The sequence below is a fragment of the Desulfovibrio sp. JY genome, from assembly GCA_021730285.1.
Classification (GTDB): Bacteria; Desulfobacterota; Desulfovibrionia; order Desulfovibrionales; family Desulfovibrionaceae; genus Solidesulfovibrio.
The window spans coordinates 4,516,701-4,541,843 of the sequence record CP082962.1; the positions used below are offsets into that span (position 1 = coordinate 4,516,701).

Below are 25,143 nucleotides of genomic sequence, written 5' to 3' on the forward strand. Positions count from 1 at the left end.
CGGCGACGCAGGAACGCGACGCGTCCGTCATAGAGAGGCGGCAGCGGCCGGTCCGCCTGCGACGGCCGCGTGCAGAACGGGTCATTGGATGCAAACATGGCTGGGGGATCATGGGACGCCCCGGCCATGCCTCTCGTAAAACAAAGGAGGACGTTTATGAACTTTTCCGTGGGTCTTGGCAGGGATGATGCGGAAAAACGGCTTGTGCAGAACGGCGTCTCCCGCCGCGACTTCATGAAATTTTGCGCCACCGTCGCAGCGGCCATGGGCATGGGCCCCGCCTTTGCGCCCAAGGTCGCCCAGGCGCTGACGGCCAAACACCGTCCGTCGGTGATCTGGCTGCACAACGCCGAATGCACCGGCTGCACCGAAGCGGCCATCCGGACCATCAAACCGTATATCGACGCGCTGATCCTCGACACCATCTCCCTGGATTACCAGGAGACCATCATGGCCGCAGCCGGCGAAGCCGCCGAGGCGGCCCTGCACCAGGCCCTCGAAGGCAAGGACGGCTACTACCTGGTCGTGGAAGGCGGCCTGCCGACCATCGACGGCGGCAAGTGGGGCATGGTTTCCGGGCATCCCATGCTCGAGACCACCAAGAAAGCCGCGGCCAAGGCCAAGGGCATCATCTGCATCGGCACCTGCTCGGCCTACGGCGGCGTCCAGAAGGCCAAGCCCAATCCCAGCCAGGCCAAGGGCGTGTCCGAAGCGCTCGGCGTCAAGACCATCAACATCCCCGGCTGCCCGCCCAACCCCATCAACTTCGTGGGCGCCGTGGTCCATGTCCTGACCAAGGGCATCCCGGATCTCGACGAGAACGGCCGGCCGAAGCTCTTCTACGGCGAGTTGGTCCACGACAACTGTCCGCGCCTGCCCCACTTCGAGGCCTCCGAATTCGCGCCCTCCTTCGAGTCCGAAGAGGCCAAGAAAGGCTTCTGCCTCTACGAACTCGGCTGCAAGGGCCCCGTTACCTACAACAACTGCCCCAAGGTGCTGTTCAACCAGGTCAACTGGCCCGTCCAGGCCGGCCATCCCTGCATCGGCTGCAGCGAGCCGGACTTCTGGGACACCATGACTCCCTTCTACGAGCAGGGCTAGCCCTTCCTTCGCAGACGGCCAGTACAGTACCCGGACACCTTCAACAGCACCGAACGTCTTGTGACGGAGGAAGCATATGGCTGAGAGCAAACCCACGCCGCAATCCACCTTCACCGGCCCCATCGTGGTCGACCCCATTACCCGGATCGAAGGACATTTGCGGATCATGGTCGAGGTGGAAAACGGCAAGGTCAAGGACGCCTGGAGCTCCTCGCAGCTCTTCCGCGGCCTGGAAATCATCCTCAAGGGCCGCGATCCCCGCGACGCCCAGCACTTCACCCAGCGCGCCTGCGGCGTGTGCACGTACGTCCACGCCCTGGCCTCCACCCGTTGCGTCGACGACGCCGTCAAGGTCAGCATCCCGGCCAACGCCCGCATGATGCGAAACCTCGTCATGGCCTCCCAGTATCTCCATGACCACCTCGTCCACTTCTACCAGCTGCACGCCCTGGACTGGGTCGACGTGACCGCGGCGCTCAAGGCCGACCCCAACAAGGCCGCCAAACTGGCCGCCTCCATCGCCCCGGCCCGCCCCGGCAACTCGGCCAAGGCCCTCAAAGCCGTCCAGGACAAGCTGAAAGCCTTCGTCGAGTCCGGACAGCTCGGCATCTTCACCAACGCCTACTTCCTCGGCGGCCACAAGGCCTACTATCTGCCGCCCGAAGTCGACCTCATCGCCACCGCCCACTACCTGGAAGCCCTGCACATGCAGGTCAAGGCGGCCAGCGCCATGGCCATCCTCGGCGGCAAGAACCCCCACACCCAGTTCACCGTCGTGGGCGGCTGCTCCAACTACCAGGCCCTGACCAAGGACCCGCTGGCCAACTACATGGCCCTCACCAAGGAAGTCTGCCAGTTCATCAACGAATGCTACATCCCGGACCTGCTGGCCGTGGCCGGCTTCTACAAGGACTGGGGCGGCATCGGCGGCACCAGCAACTACCTGGGCTTCGGCGAGTTCGCCACCGACGACAGCTCCCCCGAAAAACACCTTGAAACCTCCTACTTCCCGTCCGGCGTCATCATGGGCCGCGACCTCGGCAAGGTGGACAAGGTGGACCTCGGCGCCATCTACGAGGACGTCAAGTACTCCTGGTACGCCCCCGGCGGCGACGGCAAGCATCCCTACGACGGCGTCACCGATCCCAAGTACACCAAGCTCGACGACAAGGATCACTACTCCTGGATGAAGGCCCCCCGCTACAAGGGCAAGGCCATGGAAGTCGGTCCCCTGGCCCGTACCTTCATCGCCTACGCCAAGGGACAGCCCGACTTCAAAAAGGTCGTGGACATGGTCCTCGGCAAACTGTCCGTCCCGGCCACGGCCCTGCACTCGACTCTCGGACGCACCGCCGCCCGCGGCATCGAGACCGCCATCGTCTGCGCCAACATGGACAAGTGGATCAAGGAAATGGCCGACAGCGGCGCCAAGGACAACACCCTGTGCGCCAAGTGGGAGATGCCCGAGGAGTCCAAGGGCGTCGGCCTGGCCGATGCGCCCCGCGGTGCCCTGTCCCACTGGATCCGCATCAAGGGCAAGAAGATCGACAACTTCCAGCTGGTCGTCCCCTCGACCTGGAACCTCGGTCCCCGGGGCGCCCAGGGCGACAAGAGCCCGGTGGAAGAAGCCCTCATCGGCACGCCCATCGCCGATCCCAAGCGCCCGGTCGAGATCCTGCGCACGGTCCACGCCTTCGATCCCTGCATCGCCTGCGGCGTGCACGTCATCGAGCCCGAGACCAACGAAATCCTCAAGTTCAAGGTTTGCTAAGGACGGCAACGCCGTTTATACGAAGAACCCGGCTTCGGCCGGGTTCTTCGTTTCTCAAGGAGGTCGCATGTCCGATACCCCGCGCAAAATCCTCATCCTTGGCGTCGGCAACATCCTCTACACCGACGAAGGCGTCGGCGTGCGGGCCGTGGAGCGCCTTCTCGAAACCTACGATTTTTCCGACAACGTCACCCTCATGGACGGCGGCAACCTGGGCATGAAGCTCATGCAGCCCCTTATGGACTGCGACTATTGCATCGTGCTCGACGCCGTGCTCGGCGGCGACGCCCCCGGCACCGTCTACCGCCTCACCGGCGAGGACCTGCGCAAGTCCCTGGCCTTCAAGGACTCCATGCACCAGTCCGACCTCGTGGACACGCTGATCTACTGCGAACTGATCGGCAAGCGGCCGGAAGCCGTGGTCATCGGCATGGAACCCGTCGATTTTCAAAACATGAGCGTCGAACTTACCCCCACCATCGCCGACCGCATCCCGGCCATGATCGACATCGCCCTGGCCGAACTCGCCGACGTCGGCGGCGTCGCCACGCCCAAGAAGGGCGCGGGAGGAGATGCGAGAGGGGAAACCCTTTAAAAAGGGTTCTCCCCTCTCGCGCTCTCCCCTTCCTAAAGTTTATAAAGGGGTGAAAGTTGTTCCTGCCAACTAAGGAGGAACCCTGACCTTTATTGAAAGTTTTTGAGGGTGGGGGTCCGGGGGAGGGAACTTTTTTCAAAAAGTTCCCTCCCCCGGCTTCTTCCTCCCCCGTCCCTTCACCTCCCCATGCCCGGGGCGTACTTGCCGAGCGGCAAAAAACATTCTAGGAAATGGCGGGGTTTATTCATCCAAGGAGGTCCCTATGGAGTTTCGAGGCGCAATCACGGCATTGGTGACGCCATTTCGAAACGGCGAGGTTGATGAAGAGGCCTTCCGCGCCTTTATCGAATGGCAAATCGAACAGGGCATTCATGGCGTCGTACCCTGCGGCACCACGGGCGAATCCGCCACGTTGTCCCACGAGGAACATAAACGGGTGGTCCGCATCTGCGTGGACCAGGTCAAAGGCCGCGTGCCCGTTCTGGCCGGGGCCGGGTCCAACAACACCCGCGAAGCCATCGAGATCACCAAGGACGCCAAAGACGCCAAAGCCGACGGGGCCCTGCTGATCACCCCCTATTACAACAAACCCACCCAGGCCGGACTCATTGCCCACTTCAAGGCCATCGGCGAACAGGTGGACATTCCGTTTATCGTCTACAACGTGCCGAGCCGCACGTCCGTCAACCTGCTGCCCGAGACCCTGGCCGTCATGAAGAAGGAAATTCCCCAGGTGGTGGGGATCAAAGAGGCCACGGGCGACCTCAGTCAGGTTTCCCGGGTGATCGAATTCTGCGGCGAGGACTTCATGGTCCTTTCCGGGGACGATCCCACCGGCCTGCCCACCATGACCATCGGCGGACGCGGCATCATTTCCGTGGTGTCCAACTTCGCGCCGGCCAAGATGGCCGCCATGTGCGACGCGGCCCTGGCCGGCGACCTGACCAAGGCCAAGGCGCTCCATTACGAACTGAGCCCGCTTTACCGGGCGGCCTTTGTCGAAACCAACCCGGTGCCGGCCAAGACCGCCCTGGAGATGATGGGCCGGTTCCCGGCCGAGGTGCGCCTGCCCATGGTGCCCCTGCAACCCCAGAACCGCGAAAAGCTCAAAACAGCCCTGGCCTCGGCCGGACTGCTGTAGCCATCCGCAAGCTTGCTGCCGTGCGACGGGCCTTCCGGGCGGAGGGCCCGTCGCGCGTTTTATACACCATGAACGATTCTTCCCTGCGTATCATCCTGGATAACGCCGACGTGACCTTCAGCGGCCGACCGGCGCTTCGCGGCGTCTCCCTCACCGTCGCCGCCGGCGAACGCTGGCTGGTCCTCGGCGGCAACGGGTCGGGCAAATCGACCATGCTGCGGCTGCTGCGCGGCGACATATGGCCCGACGACGACGGCCGGGAACATCGGATTTACCGGATGGCGGGCAGCCCCGACCGGGCCTCGCCCATCGGCCTGCGCCCGCGCTTCGGCATCGTGTCCCCGGAAATCCAGCGCGCCGCCAAGCGCTTGTGCGCGCACCAGCCGGCAAGCGCCGTGATCCTGGCCGGCCCGCGCGACGCGGTCTACGTCCAGGGCCGGCCCTCGGCAGCGGAACTGGACACCCTGGAGGCCGTCCTGGACCGGCTTTGCATCAGCCATCTGGCGGACACCCCCGTGGAAGCACTCTCCAACGGCCAGTTGCGGGCGGTGCTTCTGGCCCGGGCGCTGGCCAGCCGGCCGCTGGTTCTTTTTCTGGACGAATTTCTGGACAGCCTGGACGATGCGGCCCGGGACACGGCCCAACAGGCCGTGGAGCAGGCGGCGGCCGACGGCGCGGCGGTCGTGCTGACCAGCCATCAGGGCGCGGCCTTGCCGCCGGGAGAGGCCAGGGGGATCACCCTGGCCGGCGGGCGCATCATCGACGCCGGCGACGCGAAGACCGTACTCGAGCGCTATCGCAAGAGCATGGCCACAAGCGGGTCCGAGGCGGCAGCCCCCGCCCTGCCCGTCTCCGAAGCCGTCCCGTCCCCGGACGGCCCGCCGCTGGTCGTCCTGGAAAACGCCTCGGTATTTTTAAACCGCCGGGAAGTGCTCCACGCCATCACCCTGACCGTGCGCCAGGGCGGGCACATGGGCCTCGTCGGGGCCAACGGCGCGGGCAAGTCCACACTGCTCAAACTCATTGCCGGCGAATACCATCCGGCCCTCGGCGGCCGGGCGATGCGCCCCGGGCTGGCCGCGCCGGAGGGATTTACCGATCTGCGCGATATCCGCAAGCGCATCGGCATGGTGTCCTTCGAGTTGGAGGCGGATTACGACAAGGAACTGCCGGCCCTGGAGCTGGTCGTTTCCGGCATCTCGGCGACCATCGGCCTTTTCGCCGCGCCCACGGACAAGGACCTGGCGGCGGCCAGGCGGTGGATGGAATTTTTCGGCGTGGCCGAGCTGGCCGAGCGCCGGCTGGGACAGCTTTCCGCCGGCCAGACGCGCCGGCTGTTTCTGGCCCGGGCCATGGTCGGCGAACCCAGGCTGCTGCTTCTGGACGAACCTTTTTCCGGCCTCGACGCCCCGTCGCGGCGCGTGGCCATGCAGGCCGTGTCCGCGGCGGCGCGCGCCGGAGTCACGGTGCTTGCCGCCGTGCACCAACGCGGCGACATCATCCCGGAAATCGAAACCGTGCTGCGCCTCACGGCCGGCCACCTCGCGCCGCTGTAGCGGCGAAGTGGCGGAGCGGCGGAGGCGTAAAATGCGACCGGGGGGAAACCTTTCTTGCAGAAAGGTTCTCCCCCCGGACCCCCTTTCCAAAGATCTTTAACGGGTATGGAGCGTGAGCGTTACAGCGCCCGTAACCGTTAGAAGTTTTTGGGAAGGGAGAGCGCGAGAGGGGAACCCTTTTTTCAAAAAAGGGTTCCCCTCTCGCACTGCTTCACTCTAATCTTCCTTCTCTTTCACGCCCGACGGGTTCACCACGATGACGTTGCCCGCGATTTTGGAGTTGGGCACGATGATGGTTTCGCCCGTATCCGAACGGATGACGGTATTGAACACGTCGATATCCGTGACGATGCCGGCCGCGCCCGAAGCTCCGGGCACGCTCACCCGGTCGCCCACCCGGAAGAACCGGAACAGCAGCAGCATCACCCCCGAGGCGAAGTTGGACAGCGTATCCTTGAGCGCCAGGGAAACGGCCAAACCGGCCGCGCCGAAAAGGGCCAGCAGCGAGCTGACGTTGAACCCAAGCTGTCCGAGCGTGGCGATGACGACCACGAGATACAGGCCGTAGCGGGTGAGGCTGCCGGCAAAGGAAAGCACTTCCTGGGGCACGTTTCGCGCCCGCAGCACCCGCACCAGCAAGGCGGCCAGGCGCCCGGACACCCAGACGCCGGCCGCGAAAAGCAGCAGCGCCGACACAATCTTGCTGCCGAGCGACAGGGCCAGGGGCACGATCTGGTCGGCGAAAAACGCCTTGCCGCCCACGGAAAGCCGGGTGCGTCCCCCCACCTTGTCCACGGCCACGGGCACGGTGGCGGCGGCGTTTTCCTTTATGGCGGCCACGGTCTGGTCCACGGTCCCCTTGGCCGCGCCGGCCGCGGAGGCGGCGGCCTCGGGTGCGGCGGCGGACGCTGCCGGGCCGGCGGCTTCGGCGGGTTGGGGCGCGGGAGCGGAGGACTTCTTGCCCTCCGTGAGGGCATGTTCCTGAAGCGGCTGCGTGGCCTGGGGAGCCTTTTCCGGCCGCAGTTCGACGCTTTCCGGCGGTCCGTCCGGCAAGGTCGGGATGCCGGGGAGTCTGTTGGGCTGGACGGCAGGCTGCGCCGGTTGTCCGCCGGCCGGGATGAGGATGGCCCGGCCGAGCTGGAGGCGGGACGGCTCGAGGCCGGGATTGGCTTTGAGGATCGCGGCGGCGCTCACGCCGTAGCGCTGGGCCAGCAGGCTTATGGTGTCGCCGGATTTGATGACGTGCTTGACCGGCGCGGCGGCCAGTACCAGGACCTGGGCCGGCGACTCGGTCCGGGAAAAGCAGGGGCCGGCGTCCGTGACCAGCACGCAGAACGCCAAAATCGCCGTCAGCGCGAAAAATTTCGCCGCATCGCCAACCATCGCCACCTCCTTGGGCCCGCATGCTGTCGGAACGAAAGCGCCCCGTCCCCACGGGCCATGGCCGGAAGCTAGCACAGGCAGCGCGGTTTTGCCAAACACGACCGCATGTTACGAATTATCGTCAACACGGCCGCCGGCATCCTCCCGCCCCGCTCCTGTCATTGGAAAACCAGTTCGGTAAAATAGACGTTTTTCACCTTGCCCGGGCCGGTGAATTTGCTGAAAAGCTCGATCAATTCCTTGCGCAAGGCCATCTTGCCGGCGCTGGTGAGCAGGTCCTCGGCCAGTTTGGACGAAAGGTAGAAAATCAGGTCTTGTTTGCAGTCGGCGTCGGTCAGGCGCTCGGCCGAGGCGTTGTCCTCGCACTGCACATCGAGCGTCAGGTGCAGGAAACGGTAGCCCGTGTTGCTGAGCACATTGACGGTCATCGGGCCGAGCACGATGGCGCCGTTTTCGGCCTTGCCGGCCTCCTTTTTCTCGCCGCCCTTGGCCTCACCGCCCTTCTTGGCCTCGCCTCCGTGCCCGCCTTCCGAGGAAGCCATGAGCAGGGATGGCGACGGGAGCACCAGCAAAAAAGCCAGCACGAGCAGGCCGATCTTCCTAAGGTTGTGCATGCCGCAAGCGCCTCCTTCGTCCGGCCGCAAACGGCCTGTGCCGCCCGGACCGATCCTGCGCCGCTTGATGACGCATGGAGCATGTTAGGCCGGCCCACGGCTTCTGTCCACGGCCGGAGCTACAACCGGGACAAAAGCCGCAGGCCGGCCAGCTCGCCGTCGGGATTATGCCCCGTGTTTCCTGCCGGTTTCCCTGCCGGAATCTTACAATCCGTTTAGACGAATCGGGATCAGCCCCGCGCCTTGGCCTGCCGCCGGCGGGCGTGCAGGATGGGCTCGGTGTAGCCGTTGGGCTGCTCGCGCCCCTTGAAAATAAGGTCGCGCGCGGCAAGGAAGGCCAGGCTTGCCTCGAAATCCGGGGCCATGGGCCGATAGGCCGGGTCGCCAGCGTTTTGCCGGTCCACCACCGCCGCCATGCGCTTGAGTACGTCCAGCACTTGTTCTTCGTCGCAGATGCCGTGGCGCAGCCAGTTGGCGATGTGCTGGCTGGAAATGCGCAGCGTCGCCCGATCCTCCATGAGCCCGACATCGCTTAAGTCCGGCACCTTGGAACAGCCTATGCCCTGGTCCACCCAGCGCGAGACGTAGCCGAGAATGCTTTGGGCGTTGGTCTCGAGTTCCCGGGTCACCTCGGCCGGCGCCTGCCGCGCCGCGCCCAAAAGCGGCAGGACGAGCAGATCCTCGCGCCCGGCCCGGGGACGGCCGGCCAGTTCGCTCTGGCGGTCGAAGACGTCCGTTGCGTGGTAGTGCATGGCATGGAGCGTCGCGGCCGTGGGCGACGGCACCCAGGCGCAGTTGGCCCCGGCGCGGGGATGCTCGATCTTGGCCGTGACCATCTCCGCCATCTTGTCCGGCTTGGCCCACATGCCCTTGCCGATCTGCGCCCGGCCGGAAAAACCGCAGCCAAGCCCCACGTCCACGTTGCCGTCCTCGTAGGCCGCCATCCAGGGCGTTTCGCGCATGGCCGCCTTGGCCACCACCGGCCCGGCCTCCATGACAGTGTGGATCTCGTCGCCGGTGCGGTCGAGAAAGCCGGTGTTGATGAAGATGATGCGGGCCTTGGCCGCGCGCACGCATTCCTTGAGGTTGAGCGACGTGCGCCGCTCCTCGTCCATGACCCCGATCTTGAGCGTGTTGCGGGCCATGCCCAGCGCGTCCTCCACCCGGTCGAAGAGTTCGCAGGCGAAGGCGACCTCGTGCGGGCCGTGCATCTTGGGCTTGACGATGTACACGCTGCCGGCGCGGCTGTTGTGCAGTGCTCCTGTCCCGCGCAGGTCGTGGAGCCCGACAAGCCCCGTGACCATGGCGTCGAGGATGCCCTCGGGTATCTCGTGCCCGGTCGCGTCCAGGACCGCGTCCGTGGTCATGAGGTGGCCGACGTTGCGCACGAGCAGCAGGCTTCGCCCCGGGATGGCAAGCTCCGATCCGTCCGGCGCGGTGTAGGTCCGGTCGGGACTCAGTCCCCGTTCCACCACCTTGCCGCCCTTTTTAAACCGGGCGGTCAGGTCGCCCCGGAAAAGGCCGAGCATGTTGCGGTAGGCCAGGGCCTTGTCGGCCCCGTCCACCACGGCCACGGAGTCCTCGCAGTCGAGGATGGTGGTCACGGCGGCTTCGAGGACGACGTCGCGAAGGCCCGAGGGGCTGGCCGCGCCGACCGGATGGCTGCGGTCGAAGACAAGTTCGATGTGCAGGCCGTGATTGCGCAGCAAAATCTTTGTCGGCGCGTCGGGACCGCCCACATGCCCCACGAACCGCTCCGGCCGGGCGAGCCCGGTGGTCTGGCCGTTTTCAAGGGTCACGACCAGGGCGCCGTCCTTTACGGCGTAGGCGGTCACACCGGCATGCTGGCCGTAGGCAAGCGGCACGGCCATATCGAGAAAGGCGGCGGCATAGGCGACCACGGCCGCGCCGCGCCCGGGATTGTAGCCCGGCCCCTTGGCCGCGCCGCCGGTTTCGGGAATGACGTCCGTGCCGTAGAGCGCGTCGTAGAGGCTGCCGAAGCGGGCGTTGGCCGCGTTTATGGCATAGCGGGCGTTGGTTATGGGCACCACGAGCTGGGGACCGGGCACCACGGCGATTTCCGCGTCCACGCCGGTTGTCTCGATGGCGAAATCCGGGCCTTCGGGCAACAGGTAGCCGATGCCGACCAGAAAACACTTGTAGGCTTCCGGGTCATGGGGCTGGCCGGCGCGCTGCCGGTGCCAGATGTCGATGGCGGCCTGCATGGCGTCGCGGCGGGCCAGCAGTGCGCGATTTTCGGGGCCGAGCGTGGCCACGATGCCGGCCAGGGCGGCGAAAAAGGCTTCCTTGTCGATGCCGGTTCCGGGCAGGATTTCGGTCACGAGGACATCGTGCAGGGTCTTTTCCACGGACAGGCCGGCTATGGCGATACGGTCGTCTGGCATGGCGGTGCTCCTTGGGTGGGCGAAGCAGACAATCGTCCTTGGCGGACGGATGAGGTTCGAAAACTTGTACGGGATTTGGAGCGGCGCGCCTAGGGGGAAAGGGCCGGCCGGCGGGAGGCGTGCGGTCGACAGCGCCGGCGGACGTGCATCGGACGTCCGCCGACGGTGCGAAGTGCGTCAGGAAATGACGATCTCTTCCAGGCTCTTGCGCTTGCGCGGATACACTTGTGCCTCGTCCGGCCAGCCCACGGCCATGATGTTGACCACCCGGTAGCCCTCGGGAAGGTGAAAGCGCGCCTTGATGTTGGCCTCGTCGAACATCCCCACCCAGCAGGTGCCAAGGCCCATTTCCGTGGCCCGCAACATCAAAAACGCCTCGGCGATGGCCGTGTTCATGGCGCAGGCGCCGAACCTGGCCTGCTCGGCCGCCGCCGCCTCCCGGGCCACATAGGCGTCGATGCCGTCCATGGGCTCGCCCTCGATCAACTTGTTGTCGCGAAAGAAAAACGCCGCCGCCTGGGAATCCTTGACGTAATGGGCAAGGTCCACGCAGCTGATGATGATGGCCGGCGCGGCGGCAAGCCAGCCCTGCTTGCGCGTGGCCTCGCTGGTGCCGAACCAGGCCAGGTCCGCCGGGTCGGTGACGACCTTGAAGCGCCAGGGCTGGGAATTGAGGCTCGAGGGCGCGTTTCCGGCCGCTTCGAGCAGTTCGGTAATCTCGCCTTCGGTCAAGGCTTTCCTGGCAAAGGCGCGCACGCTGTGGCGCGCGGCAATGGCATCCTTCACGCTCATGGACATGACGCATGTCTCCTTTGTTTTTCGTCGTGGCAGACGGCCGCCCAAAATGACGGCCGCAGGTTTGTCCTAGCGCCCCGCCGGGCCCACGGGAAGCCCCGTTTCTGTCGGGGGCTTGCCTGATCCTGCGAAATCGCGCATTTTTCAGGGCGCGACAAGCAACTCCCCCCTGCCAAGGACACTTCCGTGACGCCGCCCGCCTCTCTTCTCCGCGATCGCCTGGCCGCCCTGCTCGCCGCCCAGGCAACGAACGACGGATTTTCCCCGTCGCCGCTTCCCGGCGTGCGCTACGCCCGGGCCATGCGCCATTTTCCCCTGGCCCCGGTGCTCTACGAGCCGTGCATCGTGCTTTTGGCCACGGGCAGGAAGCGGGCCGTGTGCGGCGAAACGGTCCACGAACTCGATCCCGGGCATTATTGGGTGGTGGCCGCCCCGCTGGCCTTTGCCTGCGAAAGCCTGGGCTCGCCCGAAGCGCCGCTTTACGGGCTGTCGGTGCGGGTGGAGCCGGCGGTGCTCGGCGAATTGCTGTTGGAGATGGACGAGGATACGCCCGCTTCGGTCGATGTGGCCGGCATGTGCGCCTCGCCCATGACCGAGGAGATCGCCGACGCGGCGGTGCGGCTGGCCGCCTGTCTCGTCTCGCCGCTCGACGCGCGCCTGCTCGGGCCCGGCATCGTGCGGGAAATCGTCTACCGGGCCCTTCGCGGCGACCAGGGCATGGCCCTACGGGGACTGGCCGCGCAAAACGGCCGCCTGCGGCCCATTGCCCGGGTGTTGCGGCGCATCCACGCGGAATACGCCAGCCCCCTCGACGTGGAGGAATTGGCCCGCGAGGCGCACATGGGCCTTTCGACGTTTCACCATGCCTTTCGGGCGGTCACGGCCAGCACGCCGCTCAAGTATTTGAAGACCGTGCGGCTGCACAAAGCTCGGGCGTTTCTGGCCGAGCCCGGGAGAACGGCCGGCGACGCGGCAAGGCTCGCGGGCTATGCCAGCGCTTCGCAGTTCTCGCGCGAGTACAAACGGCTTTTCGGGGCGAGCCCGTCGGAAGAGGCGGCCCGGCTCAAAGGCGGCGAGGGCTGACGGACCGGATCAGCCTATCCGGCTGGCGTCCCCGCCTGACGCGGCGGCGCCGAGGGGGCGGACTTCGGCGGCGATACGGTCGGGAAGCAGATCGTCCTCGGCTTTCTCGATTTCATAGTCCCGCTGCAGATTGAGCCAGAACCCGGGCGTATTACCGAAAAAACGCGCCAGTCGGAACGCGGTTTCCGTGGTGATGGACCGTTTGCCGTGGATGATCTTGTGCACCGTCACGGGCGGCACGCCAAGACGTCTGGACAGCGCGTTTTGCGAAAGCCCGAGCGGCTTCATGAAATCCTCGTACAGGATTTCGCCGGGATGGATGGGGGGAAGTTTTTCCACGATGTCCATAGCCTGTCCGTTCTCTGTTGCTAATGGTAATCGACGATTTCAACCTGATGGGCATTGCCGTTTTCCCAGACGAAACAAATCCGGTATCGGTCGTTGATCCGAACCGAAAATTGCCCTTTTCTGTCCCCACTCAGCTTCTCCAGCCTGTTTCCCGGCGGAATCGCCATGTCCTGCAAGCGTTCCACGGCATGGAGCTGCCGCAATTTGCGCCGGGCCGCCTGTTGCAGCGCCGCAGGCAATCGCGGCATGGGCACCCGCCGCAAGAACAACGCTTCGGTATGGGGGCAGGCGAAATCAAGGATCATTATCTTTCAGATAATACTAAGCAGGTTCCAGGTCAAACTCAGCGGAGCTGTCCGGACAATTCTCGCCCAGCGAAAACACCACCATATATTCCTGATTGCCCTTGGGCCCCTTGACCTTGGACGGCACCACGCCGGTGAGCGTCAGCCCCAGTTCGTCGCGGGCGAAATCCGTGACCCGGGCGATCGCCTCCTGGCGATGGGCCTCCTCGCGCACCACCCCACCCTTGCCCACCTTGTCCGGCGTCAGCTCGAACTGGGGTTTGACCAATACCGCCACCAGCCCGCCGGGCAAAAGAAACCGCACGCAGGCCGGCAACACCCTGGTCAGCGAGATGAAGGACACGTCGGCCACCACGGCGTGCACCGGCTCGGGCAGCAAATCGTCCGGCGCATGGCGCAAATTGACCTGCTCCATGGACACCACGCGCGCATCGGCCCGTAATTTTTCATGCAGCTGGGCCGTGCCCACGTCCACGGCATAGACCCTGACCGCGCCATGCTGGAGCAGACAATCCGTGAAACCGCCGGTGGACGCGCCGGCATCGAGAGCCACCATGCCCGAGAAATCGAGCCCGAAAGCCTCGATGGCCGTCTCGAGCTTGCCCCCGCCCCGGCTGACGTAGCGCTCGCCCGGCTCAAGGCGAAAGACCGTGTCCGCCGGAAACATCCGCCCCGGCTTGTCCACGAGCATCTCCCGGCCGTCGGCCACGAACCGCACCAGCCCGGCCATGACCAGCCGCATGGCCCGCTCCCGCGTTTCGGCCAGCCCCTGCTCGCACACGAGCTGGTCCGCCCGGTATTTTTCCTTGGCCATGGATCCCCCTGCAAAAGCGCGATTGGACGTGGCCCAAGCCCGCGGCCGCAAAAAGGCCGCCTGCTCCAAACCGTTTTGCCGAAGAGCACGGTGCTCCCCAGCCTCCCCAAACAAGGGGAGGACGCATTTTACGTCCGCTATTTTTTAGAAAGACGCGCTACGCGTCCGTCTCGCGGCGACCGAGAATGCGCCGCAACGTATCCTTGGAAATTTCCAGCTCCCGGCAGGCGGCATTGCGATTGCCGCCATGCCGCTCCACCGCCTCGCGCGCCGCCAGGAAACGGACCTCGGCCATGGTCCGGCCGGTGCGCACCCCACATCCCCCCGACGCGCCACGCAAATGCTCGGGCAGATGGCAGGGCTCGATAACCTGCTCCTGGCACAGGATGGCCGCGTACTCGATGATGTTTTCCAGCTCCCGGATATTGCCCGGATAGTTGTGGGCCATGAGCTTTTCCATGGCTTCGGGACTGACCGACGAGATGTTTTTGGCCACGGCCATGCGGCAGCGCCCAAGCACCCGCTCGACGAGCAGCGGCACGTCGCCCGGCCGCTCGCGCAGGGGCGGGATGCGGATCACCACCACATTTAAACGATAATACAGGTCCTGGCGAAACGATCCCTCGGCCACCATGCGGCCCAGGTCACGATTGGTGGCGGCAATGACCCGCACGTCCGCCGGCAACGTCTCCACGCCCCCCAGCGGCTCGTAGGAACGTTCCTGGAGCGCGCGCAGGATCTTGGCCTGCATGGCATAGGGCAGGTCGCCGATTTCGTCGAGCAAAAGCGTGCCGGAATCGGCCAGGGCGAACCGGCCCGGCTTGTCCCGGCGGGCGTCGGTAAAGGCCCCGGACTTGTAGCCGAAAAGCTCCGACTCCATGAGCTGCTCGGGCAGCGCGCCGCAGTTGACGGCCACGAACGGGCCGGTGCTTCTCTGGGAAAGCTTGTGGATGGCCCGGGCGAAAACCTCCTTGCCCGTGCCGGATTCGCCAAGCAGCAATACCGTGGAGTCGCTCTGGGCGATCTGGGGCAACATCCGCACGATTTCGGACAGATGCGGGTCGCAGGTCCCGAAATCGTCCAGTGGCTGCAACCCGGCCAGGCGGCTGACGAAGCCGCCGCCGGACAGGTCGCGGAAAACCTGCACCCCGCCGATGACCATGCCGCCCGTGGCCCAGATCGGGGCCACGCTCACGCATACGGGCACATTGGGACAGCCCGTCCGCTTGAGCGTGACGATGCGGTTGGCGATGGGCCGCGCCTCTTCCATGCACTGGCGCAACACGCACACCGACCGGCAGTTGCTGACGCCCAAGACCTCACGACAGGTGCGGCCCACGGCATCGGCGGGCTCGACACGGGCGATTTCCCCGGCGGCGAGGTTGAAATAGCGAATGATGAAATCGCGGTCCACGGCGAACACGCCGTCGGCCACGTTCTCCAAGGCGAATGCGCTGGCATCATCGCCGGGAAAGGGGTCAAGGGGTCGCTTCATGCAGGCTCCGGCAAGTGTCTCGGCGTGATTGCAGTGTGCGCCCGAAGCCAGACGGGGTCAATGGTAACGGAAGCAAAAATCGTCCACACCGAAGGTCCGCCAGCAGCATCAACTAGCAACATACTGAAAACAAATAAAAATTCTATCGGCACGAAAAGTGCTTTTTTTCCCAATAACGCAGAAGCTGCAATGTAATTTTACTCGAAGGAGACGTCATATGAACCTGAGCCTGACCATCACCGGCATGTGCTGCGATCTGGCGCTGCATCCCGTCGACGACGCGACCGCCGCCCAGGTCTGCCTGCTTGGCGAAAACCTATACAAGACCAATTCCCTCGAATGGTGGCGCGCCAACGGCAACAACACCTGCGGCATGCGCCTGACCGCCGACTCCCGGCTGGAGGCCAGTCTCGACGACATGCTCCTGGATATCGAGCCGTCCCAGGTCGCCACCGACGCCGTGACGCTCACCCAGCGCGATTGCATCGACAGCAGCGAAAACAAGGTCTGCCTGCTCGGCTACGACGACGAGTCCTGCTCCCGCACCTGGACCTGGAGCGGCGTCGAATCTTTCGACCCGGCCAAGTTCCACTTCATCGTCCAGCGTTGGGACCACATCCTGGGCATGGCCGACTATCTGGTGCTTGAGGACGTCCTGTACGACGGCCGCCCGGCCGACGGTGCAAGCTGGGGCCAGAGCGAAGGCTTCACCTTCCGCGAGCCCGTGGTCGTGGACATGGACGTGGTGCGAGCCGCCTGCGGCGTCCCCTCCGAGAAGGCTGCCTAGGCGAGGAGAAGAGGCTGGGGGGAAACTTTGTCTTACGAAAGGTTTCCCCCCAGCCCCCCTTCCCAAGACTTTTAGCGAGGAATGAGCCGTACGCTATGTTCGCCAAAAAAAGTAAAAAATTGAGGAAAGGGAGAGCGCGAGAGGGGAGAACCCTTTTTTAAAGGGTTTCCCCTCTCGCTCCCCCCTCCTTGAAAAATCAACCAGGGATGCGGAGCCGACCCCTCCCGAATCCCGACCGCGGCGACCGTGTCCGGGTTTGCCAACCTCCTTCGCCGGGACGCGTTCGCCGATTTTTCCCAGGCGCAGCCTTGGTCACCTGTAGGGAACCGGCACCCGAAGGGCCCCCAAGGCCGCGCTTTTTTATACCGACCGCTCGCCAACAACGCGAAACGTCGGCCGGGACGACTGCCCGGCCGACGTTTGTTGGCTATGGCGAAGAGCCCGAAGCTTACTTGTGGGCGAGCCCCAGCTCGGCAACAATGGCCTCGGCGGCCTTGGCCGTGTAGTCCTCGGGCGAAAGCGCCGCCTTGTCCGCGTCGGTCATGACGCCCCGGGGCCGGTTGACGAACTTGGGATCGGGCGTGATGCCGTAGGCTTCGGGGAAGGTATTCTCGTAATACATCTCCTGGAAGCCGATGAATTTGAGATGATGGGCCGTGGCGTCGAGCACCGAGATTTCCGAGGGCTCGACCAGCCCCAGCTCCCGGGCCTTCATGAGTCCGGCCAGGCATTCGCCGCCCTGGGTGCAGCTGATGTGCCCGTGGCGGTTGGCGGTAAGCATGCCTTCGATGATGGCCTGCTCGGTCACCTGCAACACCTGGAAACTGCCCGGGCCGCCGATCTTCTCGTACTCGGCCGCGAAATGGGCCACGCGCGGGAACGACACCGGGTTGCCGATCATGGCCGCCTGGGCCACCGACGGCGTCACGGACACGGGCTCGAAATGGCGCTTGTCGGCCTCGGTCTCGTCGTAATAGCGCCAGACCGGGTCGGCGTGGTGGGACTGGACGCCGAAGATGCGCGGCAGGGAGCGGATGATGCCGAGCTTCTTGAGCTTTAAAAACCCGCCCATGATGGCCGTGATGTTGCCGGCGTTGCCGATGGGCACGAACACGCACTTGCGGTAGGTGTCCCAGCCAAACCACTGGGCCACCTCGAAGGCGTAGGACTCCTGGCCCAGGATGCGCCAGGCGTTCTTGGAATTTAAAAGCGCCACGCGGTAGTTGTCGGCCAGATGCTCGACCACCTTCATGCAGTCGTCGAACACGCCCGGCACCTCGATGACCGTGGCCCCGCTGCCGAGGGGCTGGGCCAGCTGCTGCGGCGTGACCTTGCCCTTGGGCAGGATGACCACGGACTTGATCGGCCCGCCCACATAGGCGGCGTAAAGCGCGGCCGAGGCCGAGGTGTCGCCGGTGGAGGCGCACACGGTCAGGACCGAATCCCAGCCGTTGACCCGCACCAGGTGCTTCAAATAGCTGAACGCGCAGGCCATGCCCCGGTCCTTGAAGGAGGCGCTGGGGTTCTGGCCATCGTTTTTGTAGTAAAAGGGTGCGCCGACAAGCTCGGTCAGCGCCGCGTTGGCCGCCACGAGCGGGGTATGCCCCTCGCCCAGGTAGACGATGTCCTCCTCGTCCATGACCGGGGCCATCAGCTCGTAAAAGCGCAGCACGCCGCGAAGCGCCGTGGTGCGGGTGGCGGCGCGCTTGTCGAAAAGCGCCTGCCAATAGCTGGCCGGGTATTCCAGCAGGCTGTCGAAGGTCGTGTCCTCAAGCAGGAACACGCCGCCGCAATGCGGACAGGTGTAGTACAGCTCCCGGATGTCGAACCGCGCCTGGCAACCCAGGCAGACATATTCCATCTTACCCCGGTATTTGGGGAAATCGCTGACCGTTATCATGCCGTTTCCTTCTTTAGACCGGCCATACCTGGCGGGCGGCGGCCACCCACATGACCACGCCGCAGGCCACCTTGGCCGTCATCCCGAACACCTTGCCGTACATGGCCCCCATGGCCGCGCGCCGGGATTCGGAATCCGTGCGCCCGTGGGCGCGCTCGAACACATAGCAGCCCAGGAAAGCCCCGGCAACGGCCCCGAACAGGGCCCCGATGCCGAGAAAAAACGGCGCGCCCAAAAGCGCCCCGGCCAAGGCGCCGAGAAATCCGCCCAGATTGCCCTTGCCCGTGGCGCCGAAGCGCTTGGCCCCGAACAGCTGGGCGAAAAGCTCCACCGCCTCGCCGGCCAGGGCCACGCACACGAGCAGCGCGTAAAACCCGAAGCCGAAATGCGGCGCGGGATGCAGATAATCCCACAAGGCGACAAGCCCGAGCATGGCCCAGTTGCCCGGCAGGCCGAACACGTGCAGGCCCAGGCAGGCCAAGAGCACGAGCAGGAAAAGCCCCGCCCACACGATCGTCATGCGCCCTGCTCCCGGTTATCCACCACGCGCTTGGCCTTGCCCTCGGACTTGGGCAGGGAATTGCGCTCCACCAGCTCCACCCGGGGCGTGACCAGGATCTCGTCGCGAAGCCGCGCGGCGATGCGCTTTTGCAGGGAACCGAGTTGGCGCATGTCCTCGACGAAAAACTCGTCGCGGATCTCCACCTTGACCCGGAGGTTGTCGATGAAGCCCTCGCGCTCGAGAATGATGAGATAGTTCTCCCCCACCTCGGGCATGGACATGAGGATGCGCTCGATCTGCATGGGAAAGATGTTGCAGCCCTTGACGATCATCATGTCGTCGCAGCGCCCCTGCAGGCGGTCGATGCGGCGATGCTCACGGCCGCAGGCGCAGGGTTCGGTCAGAAAACGCGTGATGTCGCGGGTGCGGTAGCGGATGATCGGCATGCCCTCGCGGCCGAGGCTGGTCATGACCAGCTCGCCGTACTCGCCGTCGGGCACGGGCTCGCCCGTGGCCGGGTCCACGATCTCGGGCAGATAGGCGTCTTCCCAGACGTGCATGCCGTGCTGCTCGGTGCACTCGAAGGCCACGCCCGGGCCGTTCATTTCGGACAGGCCGTAGGAGTTGTAGCACTTCATGTCGTAGAGCGCTTCGAGCCTCCGACGCGATTCCTCGGTGTAGGGCTCGGCCCCGACCAGGGCGATACGCAGCGGCAGCGTGCGCGGATCAATGCCCAGTTCGGCGAAAATGGTGGTCAGGTACAGCGCATAGGACGGGATGATGTGGATGCCCGTGACCTTGAAATCCATAAGGAGCTTGATCTGGCGATGGCTGTTGCCGGCACCGGCCGGAATGGTCAGACAGCCGAGCTTCTCCGCGCCGCAGTGGATGCCGAGCCCGCCGGTAAACAGGCCGTAGCCGGACATGTTCTGGAAGACGTCGGTCTTGCGCAGCCCCACCATGTGCATGCACCGGGCCATGAGCGACGCCCACCAGTCCAGGTCCTTTTGCGTATGGTAGATGACCGTCGGCGTGCCGGTGGTGCCGGAGGAGACGTGCATGCGCACCATCTCGCTTTGCGGCATGGCCAAAAGCTTGTCCGGATAGCTGTCGCGCAGATCCTGCTTGGTGGTAAAAGGCAGCCGTTTCACGTCGTCCAGGCTCTTCACACCCGCGATATCCACGCCGCATTCCTTGAACCGCTCCGTATAAAAAGGCGACTTGGCCGCCTGGGCAAGCGTCCGCTGTAAACGCATCAGCTGCAAACGCTCGATCTCCAGCCTCGAAAGATTTTCCGCTTCGTCGTAATACACGCTGCTTCCTTTTTGAGGAAAAGGTGGAACCACCCAGGGTTAACGCATCGCCGTGGCCACATGGCTTTCCATGGGCATCACCAGGCCGTCATCGTCGGAGAAATCGCCCAGGCGCTCGTGGATGCGCCGAAACATCGCCGTCCTGTCCTTCTCCGGCATGGCGGCGAGGTCCGTGGCAATCGAAAAAGATGCAGCGTCCGTACGCTTCCGGACCACTACAGGGCACGAGCCATGTAACTTGGGCGTGTTGGGCAATCATGGTCTGTTTCTTCCGCGAAAGGGCGACGGAATGTCACCGGTTTGCTGCGCAGGCTATACGCCCGGCCGAAACCTCGATCAAGCCGCGCGGACTGCCGAAAAAAGATCACATGCCCATTTCGGACGGGGGCGGGATATCGGAAAGGTTCTCGAACGCCGTGGATTCCTTGAGAAAGGTCAGACGAACCATGCCTGTGGGGCCGTTTCGCTGCTTGCCGATGATGACCTCGGCCACGTTGTCCTCGGGCGTGAGTTCCTCTTTTTTCTTATAGGCGGCGGCGCGGTAGAGAAAGATGATGACGTCGGCATCCTGTTCGATGGCCCCTGATTCGCGCAGGTCGGACATCATGGGCCGCTTGTCGGCGCGTTCCTCGACCTTGCGGTTGAGCTGCGACAGGGCAATCACCGGCACATGCAGCTCCTTGGCCAGGGCTTTCAAGTTCCGGGAGATGTCGGAGATTTCCTGTTCGCGCGAATCGATGTGGCGCGCGGACCGCATGAGCTGCAAGTAGTCCACGACCACGAGCCCCAGGCCGTGTTCGGCCTTCAGCCTCCGGCAGCGGGCGCGCAGATCCATGGTGGTGATGGCGGCGGTATCGTCGATGAAGATGGGCGACGGAGACAGATTGTTGGCGGCGTCATAGAGCCGCGACCAGTCCTCGTCGTCGAGGCGTCCGCGCCGCAGCTTGGCCAGGTCCACCTTGCCCCAGCAGCACAGCATACGCTGCATGATCTGCTCCATGGACATCTCCAGGGAGAAGATAGCCGTGGGCACGTTGTGCATGACGGCGGCGCGCATGGCCATGTTCATGGCGAAGGCTGTCTTGCCCATGGAGGGCCGGCCGGCGACGATGATGAGGTCCGAGGGCTGGAGTCCGGCGGTGTACTCATCGAACTGGTAGTAGCCGGTGGGCACGCCGGTGACCAGCTCCTTGTTTTCCATGCGTTTTTCGATCAGTTCGAAAACGCGGGTCACAAGGTCCTTGGAGCTGTGCAGGCCCCGGGTGGAGCGGGCGTCGGCGATGGAAAAGATGGCCTGCTCGGACTCGTCGAGCAGCGTTTCGGTTTCCTGGCCGCCTTCGTAGCAGCGGGTGATGATGTCGAGGGCCGTGGTGATGAGCTTCCGCTGGACGGCCTTTTCCCGCACGATGCCGGCGTGGTGCAGGGCGTTGGCGGCCGAAACCGTGGAAGCGGTCAGGTCGGCCAGATAGGTCGGGCCGCCGACCTCGTCCAGCTTGCCGGCCCCGCGCAGGGACTCGGCCAGGGACACCAAGTCGATGGGCGCGTTTTTGGCGGAGAGCCCCAGGATGGCCTGGAAAATGATGCGATGGGCCGGGGAATAGAAATCGTCCTCGCCGACGAGGTCGACGAGGTTATAGAGGACAGAGTTTTTGAGTAAAATCCCCCCCAAAACGGCCTGTTCGGCCTCGAGGTTCTGGGGGGGAATCTTTTTTAGGACGTCGGCGGAGACCCGCTCCAGGGCCTGCCCGGTCAGCGGCTCGCCGCTTCCGGCCAGTCCGGAAGACTTCTGGCTACGCGGTTTCTTCCTCGGACTGTCCACTGGCTTCTTCGGCCTGCGGCGCGACTTCGGCCGCTTCGGCGGTTTCACCTTCGGCAGCGGCCGGGGCGACCGACTCTTCTTCCTCGTAGCCGCCCTGGCGCTTGACGGTCACGTTGACCATGCCGCGCAACTCGGGCAGGAGCTTCACCGCCACTTCGTACTGGCCCAGGGCGCGAATGGGCTCGTCGAGAACGATCTTCTTGCGGTCGATCTCGACGCCCTGCTCGGCCAGCTTGTCGGCGATGATGGCGGAGGTGACGGAGCCGTAAAGCTTGTCGCCCTCGCCCACGCGCACCTCAATGATGATCTCGGCGGCGGCAAGCTTTTCAGCCAGCGTCTGGGCGGCGGAGGCCAGAGCGTCGCGCTTGGCCTGCAATTTTTTACGCTCGTTTTCGAAACGGCGCATATTGGCATCGGAGGCCAGCATGGCCAGGCCCTGGGGGATCAGGTAATTGCGGCCGTAGCCGGGCTTGACGGCGACCTTGTCGCCGAGGCGGCCCAGGTTTTCCACGTCCGCGCGCAAAATGAGTTCCATGGGTCTCTCCCTTACATTTTCTTGAGGAGCTCGGCGCTGTGGGTGGCCGTATAGTACAGAAGGGCCATCTGCCGGGCGCGCTTGATTTCAACGGTCAGGCGGCGCTGACATTTGGCGCAGGTGCCAGTGATGCGCCGGGCGATGATCTTGCCGCGATCCGTGACGAAATCCTTCAGGATGTCCGGACGCTTGTAATCCACAGGCAGGTTCTTGTTGGCGCAGAAACGGCAGAACTTCTTCTTCGGGGTGAATTTCTTCTTATAGGCCATGAGTTACGCTCCCTCGGGCACGAACTTGTCGGCGAGCTTGACGGTAATGAACTTCATGATGCCGTCGGTGATGCGCACGATCCGCTCGAACTCGGCGATGGCCGGAGCCGGGGCGGCAAATTCGAGGCGGGTGTAATGGCCGCGCGTCTTTTTCTCGACGGGATAGGCCAGATCGCGCATACCCCATTCGTCCACGGTCAGCATGGTGGCCTGCTGACGCTCGAGAACCCCCTGGAGGTTCTCGATGATCTCCTGCCGGTTTTCGGCCGCCAGCTCCGGAGAGAGCAACAGCAGCGCTTCATATTTCCGCATGGTTCCTCCTTATGGTCCATGGCCCTTTCTCGGGGTGAGCCCCCATTGGAAAGAGCAAGGCGAAGGGGAGTCGTTACCCGCAACCATGCCACCTGTCAAGGTCCTGGGCCGCGACTTGCCAAGCGGACGCGGACAGGGGTAAAAGCTGTCGCATCATGAGCCGCCAGGCGGCCCGAAGCCTGCCGAGGAGCCCATGCGCATCCGCACCAAACTGCTTTGCATCCTGCTTGTCCTGACCCTGCCGCCGCTTGTCGTCGTCAGCTATTACGCCCTGCGCGAGGGCAGGCTGCTCGGCAAGGAATTGGCCGACCACACCTCGCTTTCCTTTCGGCATTCCTCGGAACAGGAACTGGCCCTGATGGTCGACCTCATCGGCGAGGACCTCAACGACAACCGGCAAAAGCTGGAACTGGCCCTGACCCTGCTGTCCCGGGAGGCCGCCCAGTCCCTGCGGGAAACACCTCCGCCCAAGGCCCAGGTCTTCTACGACCGGGATTTCAGCGCCGCCGGCGGGTTGCCGGCCGGAACCACCCCCCTGGCGGCCGTCGTTAACCGGGGCATCCCGGCAACCGGCGACGCCATTTCCTTCAGCGTGCCGCCCAATACCCCCGCAAAGGCCCATGCCGAGGACGCGGCCAGGCTGTCGCGGCTTTTGCCCATCTTCCAGTCCCTGAATCGCACCCTTGGCGACAATATGCTGTGGGCCTACGTGGCCCTGCCAAACGGGCTCATGTGTTCCTATCCCGGCCACGGCCAGCTTCCCGAGGGCTACGATCCGCGCGACCGCCCCTGGTACAAGACGGCCATGGCCCGCCAGGGGGAAGCCTGGAGCATCCTGGTCGACGCCTCGAGCGGCCGCCTCGTGGCCACGGTCTCCAGGCCCATCCGGGATGCCGCCGGCGAACTTCTGGGCGTGGCCGCCCTCGACGCGCCGCTCGAGACCATGCTGCCGGAAAGCGACCTGTCGCGCCGCTGGGGCAAGGGCGTGCGGGCGCTCATCGTCCACGCCCCGGACGGCAAGCACCTCGTCGTGCTGGCCAGCCGGGATTTCATGCCCGCCTCCCACGGCTGGGACACCCCGCTGACCCCGGTGCCCCTGGCTTCGGCGGACACGGCGGCCCAGGCCAAGCTGGCCCGGGACATCGATGCCCACACGTCGGCCCTGGTCCCGCTCCATGTGGGCGATGCGGACTATTTCGCGGTGCTCAAACCCTTTCCGGACGCCCCGGCCGGGTTGCTCGTGCTGGTGCCCAAGGCCGCCGTGCTGCACCAGGCGGATTCGGCCGAATCGGCCATCCTGGCCCGCACCAAGCGGATGCTGGCCGTGGTCGTGGTCGTGGCCGTGGTGGCCCTGCTCGCGGCAGCGCTTCTGGCCTATTTCGGCGCGAAGGCGGTGACCAAGCCGGTGACAGCCCTTTGCCGGGCCACCAGCCGGCTGGCCCAGGGCGACTTGCAGGCCAGGGCCCCGGTTTCGGGCCGGGACGAGCTGGCCGAGCTGGCCGCCTCCTTCAACAACATGGCCCCGAAGCTGGCCGAACGGCTGCGGCTCAAGCAGGACATGCTTCTCGCCATGGAGGTGCAGCAAAACCTCCTGCCCGCCTCCCCGCCGGCCGTGCCCGGCCTCGACATCGCCGGGGGCACGATCTTTTGCGACGAGACCGGCGGCGACTATTTCGACTATCTCCAGTTCAACCGCTCCGGCGCGTCCGGCATCGATCTGGCCGTCGGCGACGCCACCGGACACGGCATCGCGGCGGCGCTTTTCATGGCCACCGGCCGGGCGCTTTTGCGCGGCGGCCAGGGCAACGACCCGTCGCCTTCCGCCCTGCTCAGCCTGGTCAACAGCCTGCTGTGCCGCGACACGGCCGATTCCGGCCGCTTCATCACGCTTTTTTTCCTGCGCCTGGAAAACGGCGGCATCGGCCCCGAGGGACGGCTGCGCTGGTCGCGAGCCGGACACGATCCGGCCCTGGTCTACGATCCGCGAAACGACGCCTTCGAGGAACTCATGGGGCCGGGACTGCCGCTGGGGATTCTCCCCGAGTACGCCTACGAGGAACAAAGCCGCCCGGGACTGGCCCCGGGAGAGATGCTGGCTCTCGGCACCGACGGCATCTGGGAGGCCCGCAACCCGGCCGGCGAAATGTACGGCAAGGACCGGTTCCGGGAGATGCTGCGCTCCCACGCCGCCGCCACGGCCGCGGAAATCCTGGCTGCCGTCCACAAGGACGTGGCCGACTTCCAGGCCGGCGCCCCCCGCGACGACGACATCACCTTAGTGGTTATAAAAGCTATCTAAG

General features: G+C 65.0%; 23 protein-coding genes. 8 read left to right on the plus strand and 15 right to left on the minus strand.

Annotation, left to right across the window (positions count from 1 at the left end; all coding sequences use genetic code 11):
• Positions 1–156 precede the first annotated feature (156 nt).
• From K9F62_20255 to K9F62_20275, 5 genes are all read left to right on the plus strand, one after another.
• On the plus strand, positions 157–1,101 hold the full coding sequence (locus K9F62_20255) for a hydrogenase small subunit (GenBank protein UJX40985.1): 945 nt from the start codon (positions 157–159) through the stop codon (positions 1,099–1,101).
• Positions 1,102–1,177: 76 nt separating this feature from the next.
• Positions 1,178–2,872 carry a nickel-dependent hydrogenase large subunit gene (locus K9F62_20260; GenBank protein UJX40986.1) on the plus strand — a complete coding sequence of 565 codons (1,695 nt, stop codon included), beginning with the start codon at positions 1,178–1,180 and terminating at the stop codon, positions 2,870–2,872.
• A 67-nt stretch (positions 2,873–2,939) separates the two neighbouring features.
• Positions 2,940–3,467 (plus strand): HyaD/HybD family hydrogenase maturation endopeptidase, encoded by a 528-nt coding sequence (locus K9F62_20265; protein ID UJX40987.1) that lies wholly within the window; start codon positions 2,940–2,942, stop codon positions 3,465–3,467.
• Positions 3,468–3,729: 262 nt separating this feature from the next.
• Entirely contained in the window at positions 3,730–4,608 is an 879-nt protein-coding gene (gene dapA, locus K9F62_20270; protein ID UJX40988.1) for a 4-hydroxy-tetrahydrodipicolinate synthase, read from the plus strand.
• 68 nt (positions 4,609–4,676) lie between these two features.
• Positions 4,677–6,164: an ATP-binding cassette domain-containing protein gene (locus K9F62_20275; GenBank protein ID UJX40989.1), complete on the plus strand. Its 1,488-nt coding sequence runs from the start codon at positions 4,677–4,679 to the stop codon at positions 6,162–6,164.
• Between the two features lie 216 nt (positions 6,165–6,380).
• On the opposite strand, the gene K9F62_20280 is transcribed toward K9F62_20275, so the two are convergent.
• From K9F62_20280 to K9F62_20295, 4 genes are all read right to left on the minus strand, one after another.
• On the minus strand, positions 6,381–7,547 hold the full coding sequence (locus tag K9F62_20280) for a mechanosensitive ion channel (protein ID UJX40990.1): 1,167 nt from the start codon (positions 7,545–7,547) through the stop codon (positions 6,381–6,383).
• Positions 7,548–7,705: 158 nt separating this feature from the next.
• A complete protein-coding gene (locus tag K9F62_20285; protein ID UJX40991.1) occupies positions 7,706–8,161 on the minus strand; it encodes a flagellar basal body-associated FliL family protein in 456 nt (151 codons plus the stop codon).
• 230 nt (positions 8,162–8,391) lie between these two features.
• Positions 8,392–10,566, minus strand: coding sequence for a malate synthase G (locus tag K9F62_20290; protein UJX40992.1), 2,175 nt, complete (start codon positions 10,564–10,566; stop codon positions 8,392–8,394).
• Positions 10,567–10,743: 177 nt separating this feature from the next.
• Complete coding sequence (locus K9F62_20295) at positions 10,744–11,364, minus strand: nitroreductase family protein (protein UJX40993.1); 621 nt, start codon at positions 11,362–11,364, stop codon at positions 10,744–10,746.
• A gap of 183 nt (positions 11,365–11,547) precedes the next feature.
• Here K9F62_20295 and K9F62_20300 point away from each other — a divergent pair, with 183 nt between their 5' ends.
• A complete protein-coding gene (locus tag K9F62_20300; protein UJX40994.1) occupies positions 11,548–12,444 on the plus strand; it encodes an AraC family transcriptional regulator in 897 nt (298 codons plus the stop codon).
• 9 nt (positions 12,445–12,453) lie between these two features.
• Here the strand turns inward: K9F62_20300 and K9F62_20305 are convergent, their stop codons facing one another.
• The 4 genes from K9F62_20305 to K9F62_20320 form a co-directional block, all read right to left on the minus strand.
• On the minus strand, positions 12,454–12,792 hold the full coding sequence (locus K9F62_20305) for a HigA family addiction module antidote protein (protein UJX40995.1): 339 nt from the start codon (positions 12,790–12,792) through the stop codon (positions 12,454–12,456).
• Positions 12,793–12,812: 20 nt separating this feature from the next.
• On the minus strand, positions 12,813–13,097 hold the full coding sequence (locus K9F62_20310) for a type II toxin-antitoxin system RelE/ParE family toxin (protein UJX40996.1): 285 nt from the start codon (positions 13,095–13,097) through the stop codon (positions 12,813–12,815).
• A 16-nt stretch (positions 13,098–13,113) separates the two neighbouring features.
• Entirely contained in the window at positions 13,114–13,911 is a 798-nt protein-coding gene (locus tag K9F62_20315) for a TlyA family RNA methyltransferase (GenBank protein UJX40997.1), read from the minus strand.
• A gap of 157 nt (positions 13,912–14,068) precedes the next feature.
• On the minus strand, positions 14,069–15,406 hold the full coding sequence (locus K9F62_20320) for a sigma 54-interacting transcriptional regulator (protein UJX40998.1): 1,338 nt from the start codon (positions 15,404–15,406) through the stop codon (positions 14,069–14,071).
• A gap of 217 nt (positions 15,407–15,623) precedes the next feature.
• Between K9F62_20320 and K9F62_20325 the strand changes: the two genes are divergently transcribed.
• The gene (locus tag K9F62_20325) at positions 15,624–16,193 is read left to right on the plus strand and encodes a hypothetical protein (protein UJX40999.1); all 570 of its coding nucleotides are present in this window, start codon (positions 15,624–15,626) and stop codon (positions 16,191–16,193) included.
• A 448-nt stretch (positions 16,194–16,641) separates the two neighbouring features.
• Here K9F62_20325 and thrC read toward each other — a convergent pair whose 3' ends face one another.
• The 7 genes from thrC to rpsF form a co-directional block, all read right to left on the minus strand.
• Positions 16,642–18,093 (minus strand): threonine synthase, encoded by a 1,452-nt coding sequence (gene thrC, locus K9F62_20330; GenBank protein UJX41000.1) that lies wholly within the window; start codon positions 18,091–18,093, stop codon positions 16,642–16,644.
• A 13-nt stretch (positions 18,094–18,106) separates the two neighbouring features.
• Complete coding sequence (locus K9F62_20335; GenBank protein ID UJX41001.1) at positions 18,107–18,613, minus strand: DUF456 domain-containing protein; 507 nt, start codon at positions 18,611–18,613, stop codon at positions 18,107–18,109.
• On the minus strand, positions 18,610–19,851 hold the full coding sequence (locus K9F62_20340; protein ID UJX43265.1) for a phenylacetate--CoA ligase: 1,242 nt from the start codon (positions 19,849–19,851) through the stop codon (positions 18,610–18,612). Before K9F62_20340 ends, K9F62_20335 begins: the two co-directional genes overlap by 4 nt.
• Positions 19,852–20,272: 421 nt before the next feature.
• The gene (gene dnaB, locus K9F62_20345) at positions 20,273–21,727 is read right to left on the minus strand and encodes a replicative DNA helicase (GenBank protein ID UJX41002.1); all 1,455 of its coding nucleotides are present in this window, start codon (positions 21,725–21,727) and stop codon (positions 20,273–20,275) included.
• Positions 21,699–22,262: a 50S ribosomal protein L9 gene (gene rplI / locus K9F62_20350; GenBank protein ID UJX41003.1), complete on the minus strand. Its 564-nt coding sequence runs from the start codon at positions 22,260–22,262 to the stop codon at positions 21,699–21,701. Before rplI ends, dnaB begins: the two co-directional genes overlap by 29 nt.
• An 11-nt stretch (positions 22,263–22,273) precedes the next feature.
• Positions 22,274–22,531 carry a 30S ribosomal protein S18 gene (rpsR, locus tag K9F62_20355; GenBank protein UJX41004.1) on the minus strand — a complete coding sequence of 86 codons (258 nt, stop codon included), beginning with the start codon at positions 22,529–22,531 and terminating at the stop codon, positions 22,274–22,276.
• Positions 22,532–22,534: 3 nt separating this feature from the next.
• A complete protein-coding gene (rpsF, locus tag K9F62_20360) occupies positions 22,535–22,843 on the minus strand; it encodes a 30S ribosomal protein S6 (protein ID UJX41005.1) in 309 nt (102 codons plus the stop codon).
• A gap of 193 nt (positions 22,844–23,036) precedes the next feature.
• Between rpsF and K9F62_20365 the strand changes: the two genes are divergently transcribed.
• Positions 23,037–25,142, plus strand: coding sequence for a SpoIIE family protein phosphatase (locus K9F62_20365; protein UJX41006.1), 2,106 nt, complete (start codon positions 23,037–23,039; stop codon positions 25,140–25,142).
• The last annotated feature ends 1 nt before the right edge of the window (position 25,143 follow it).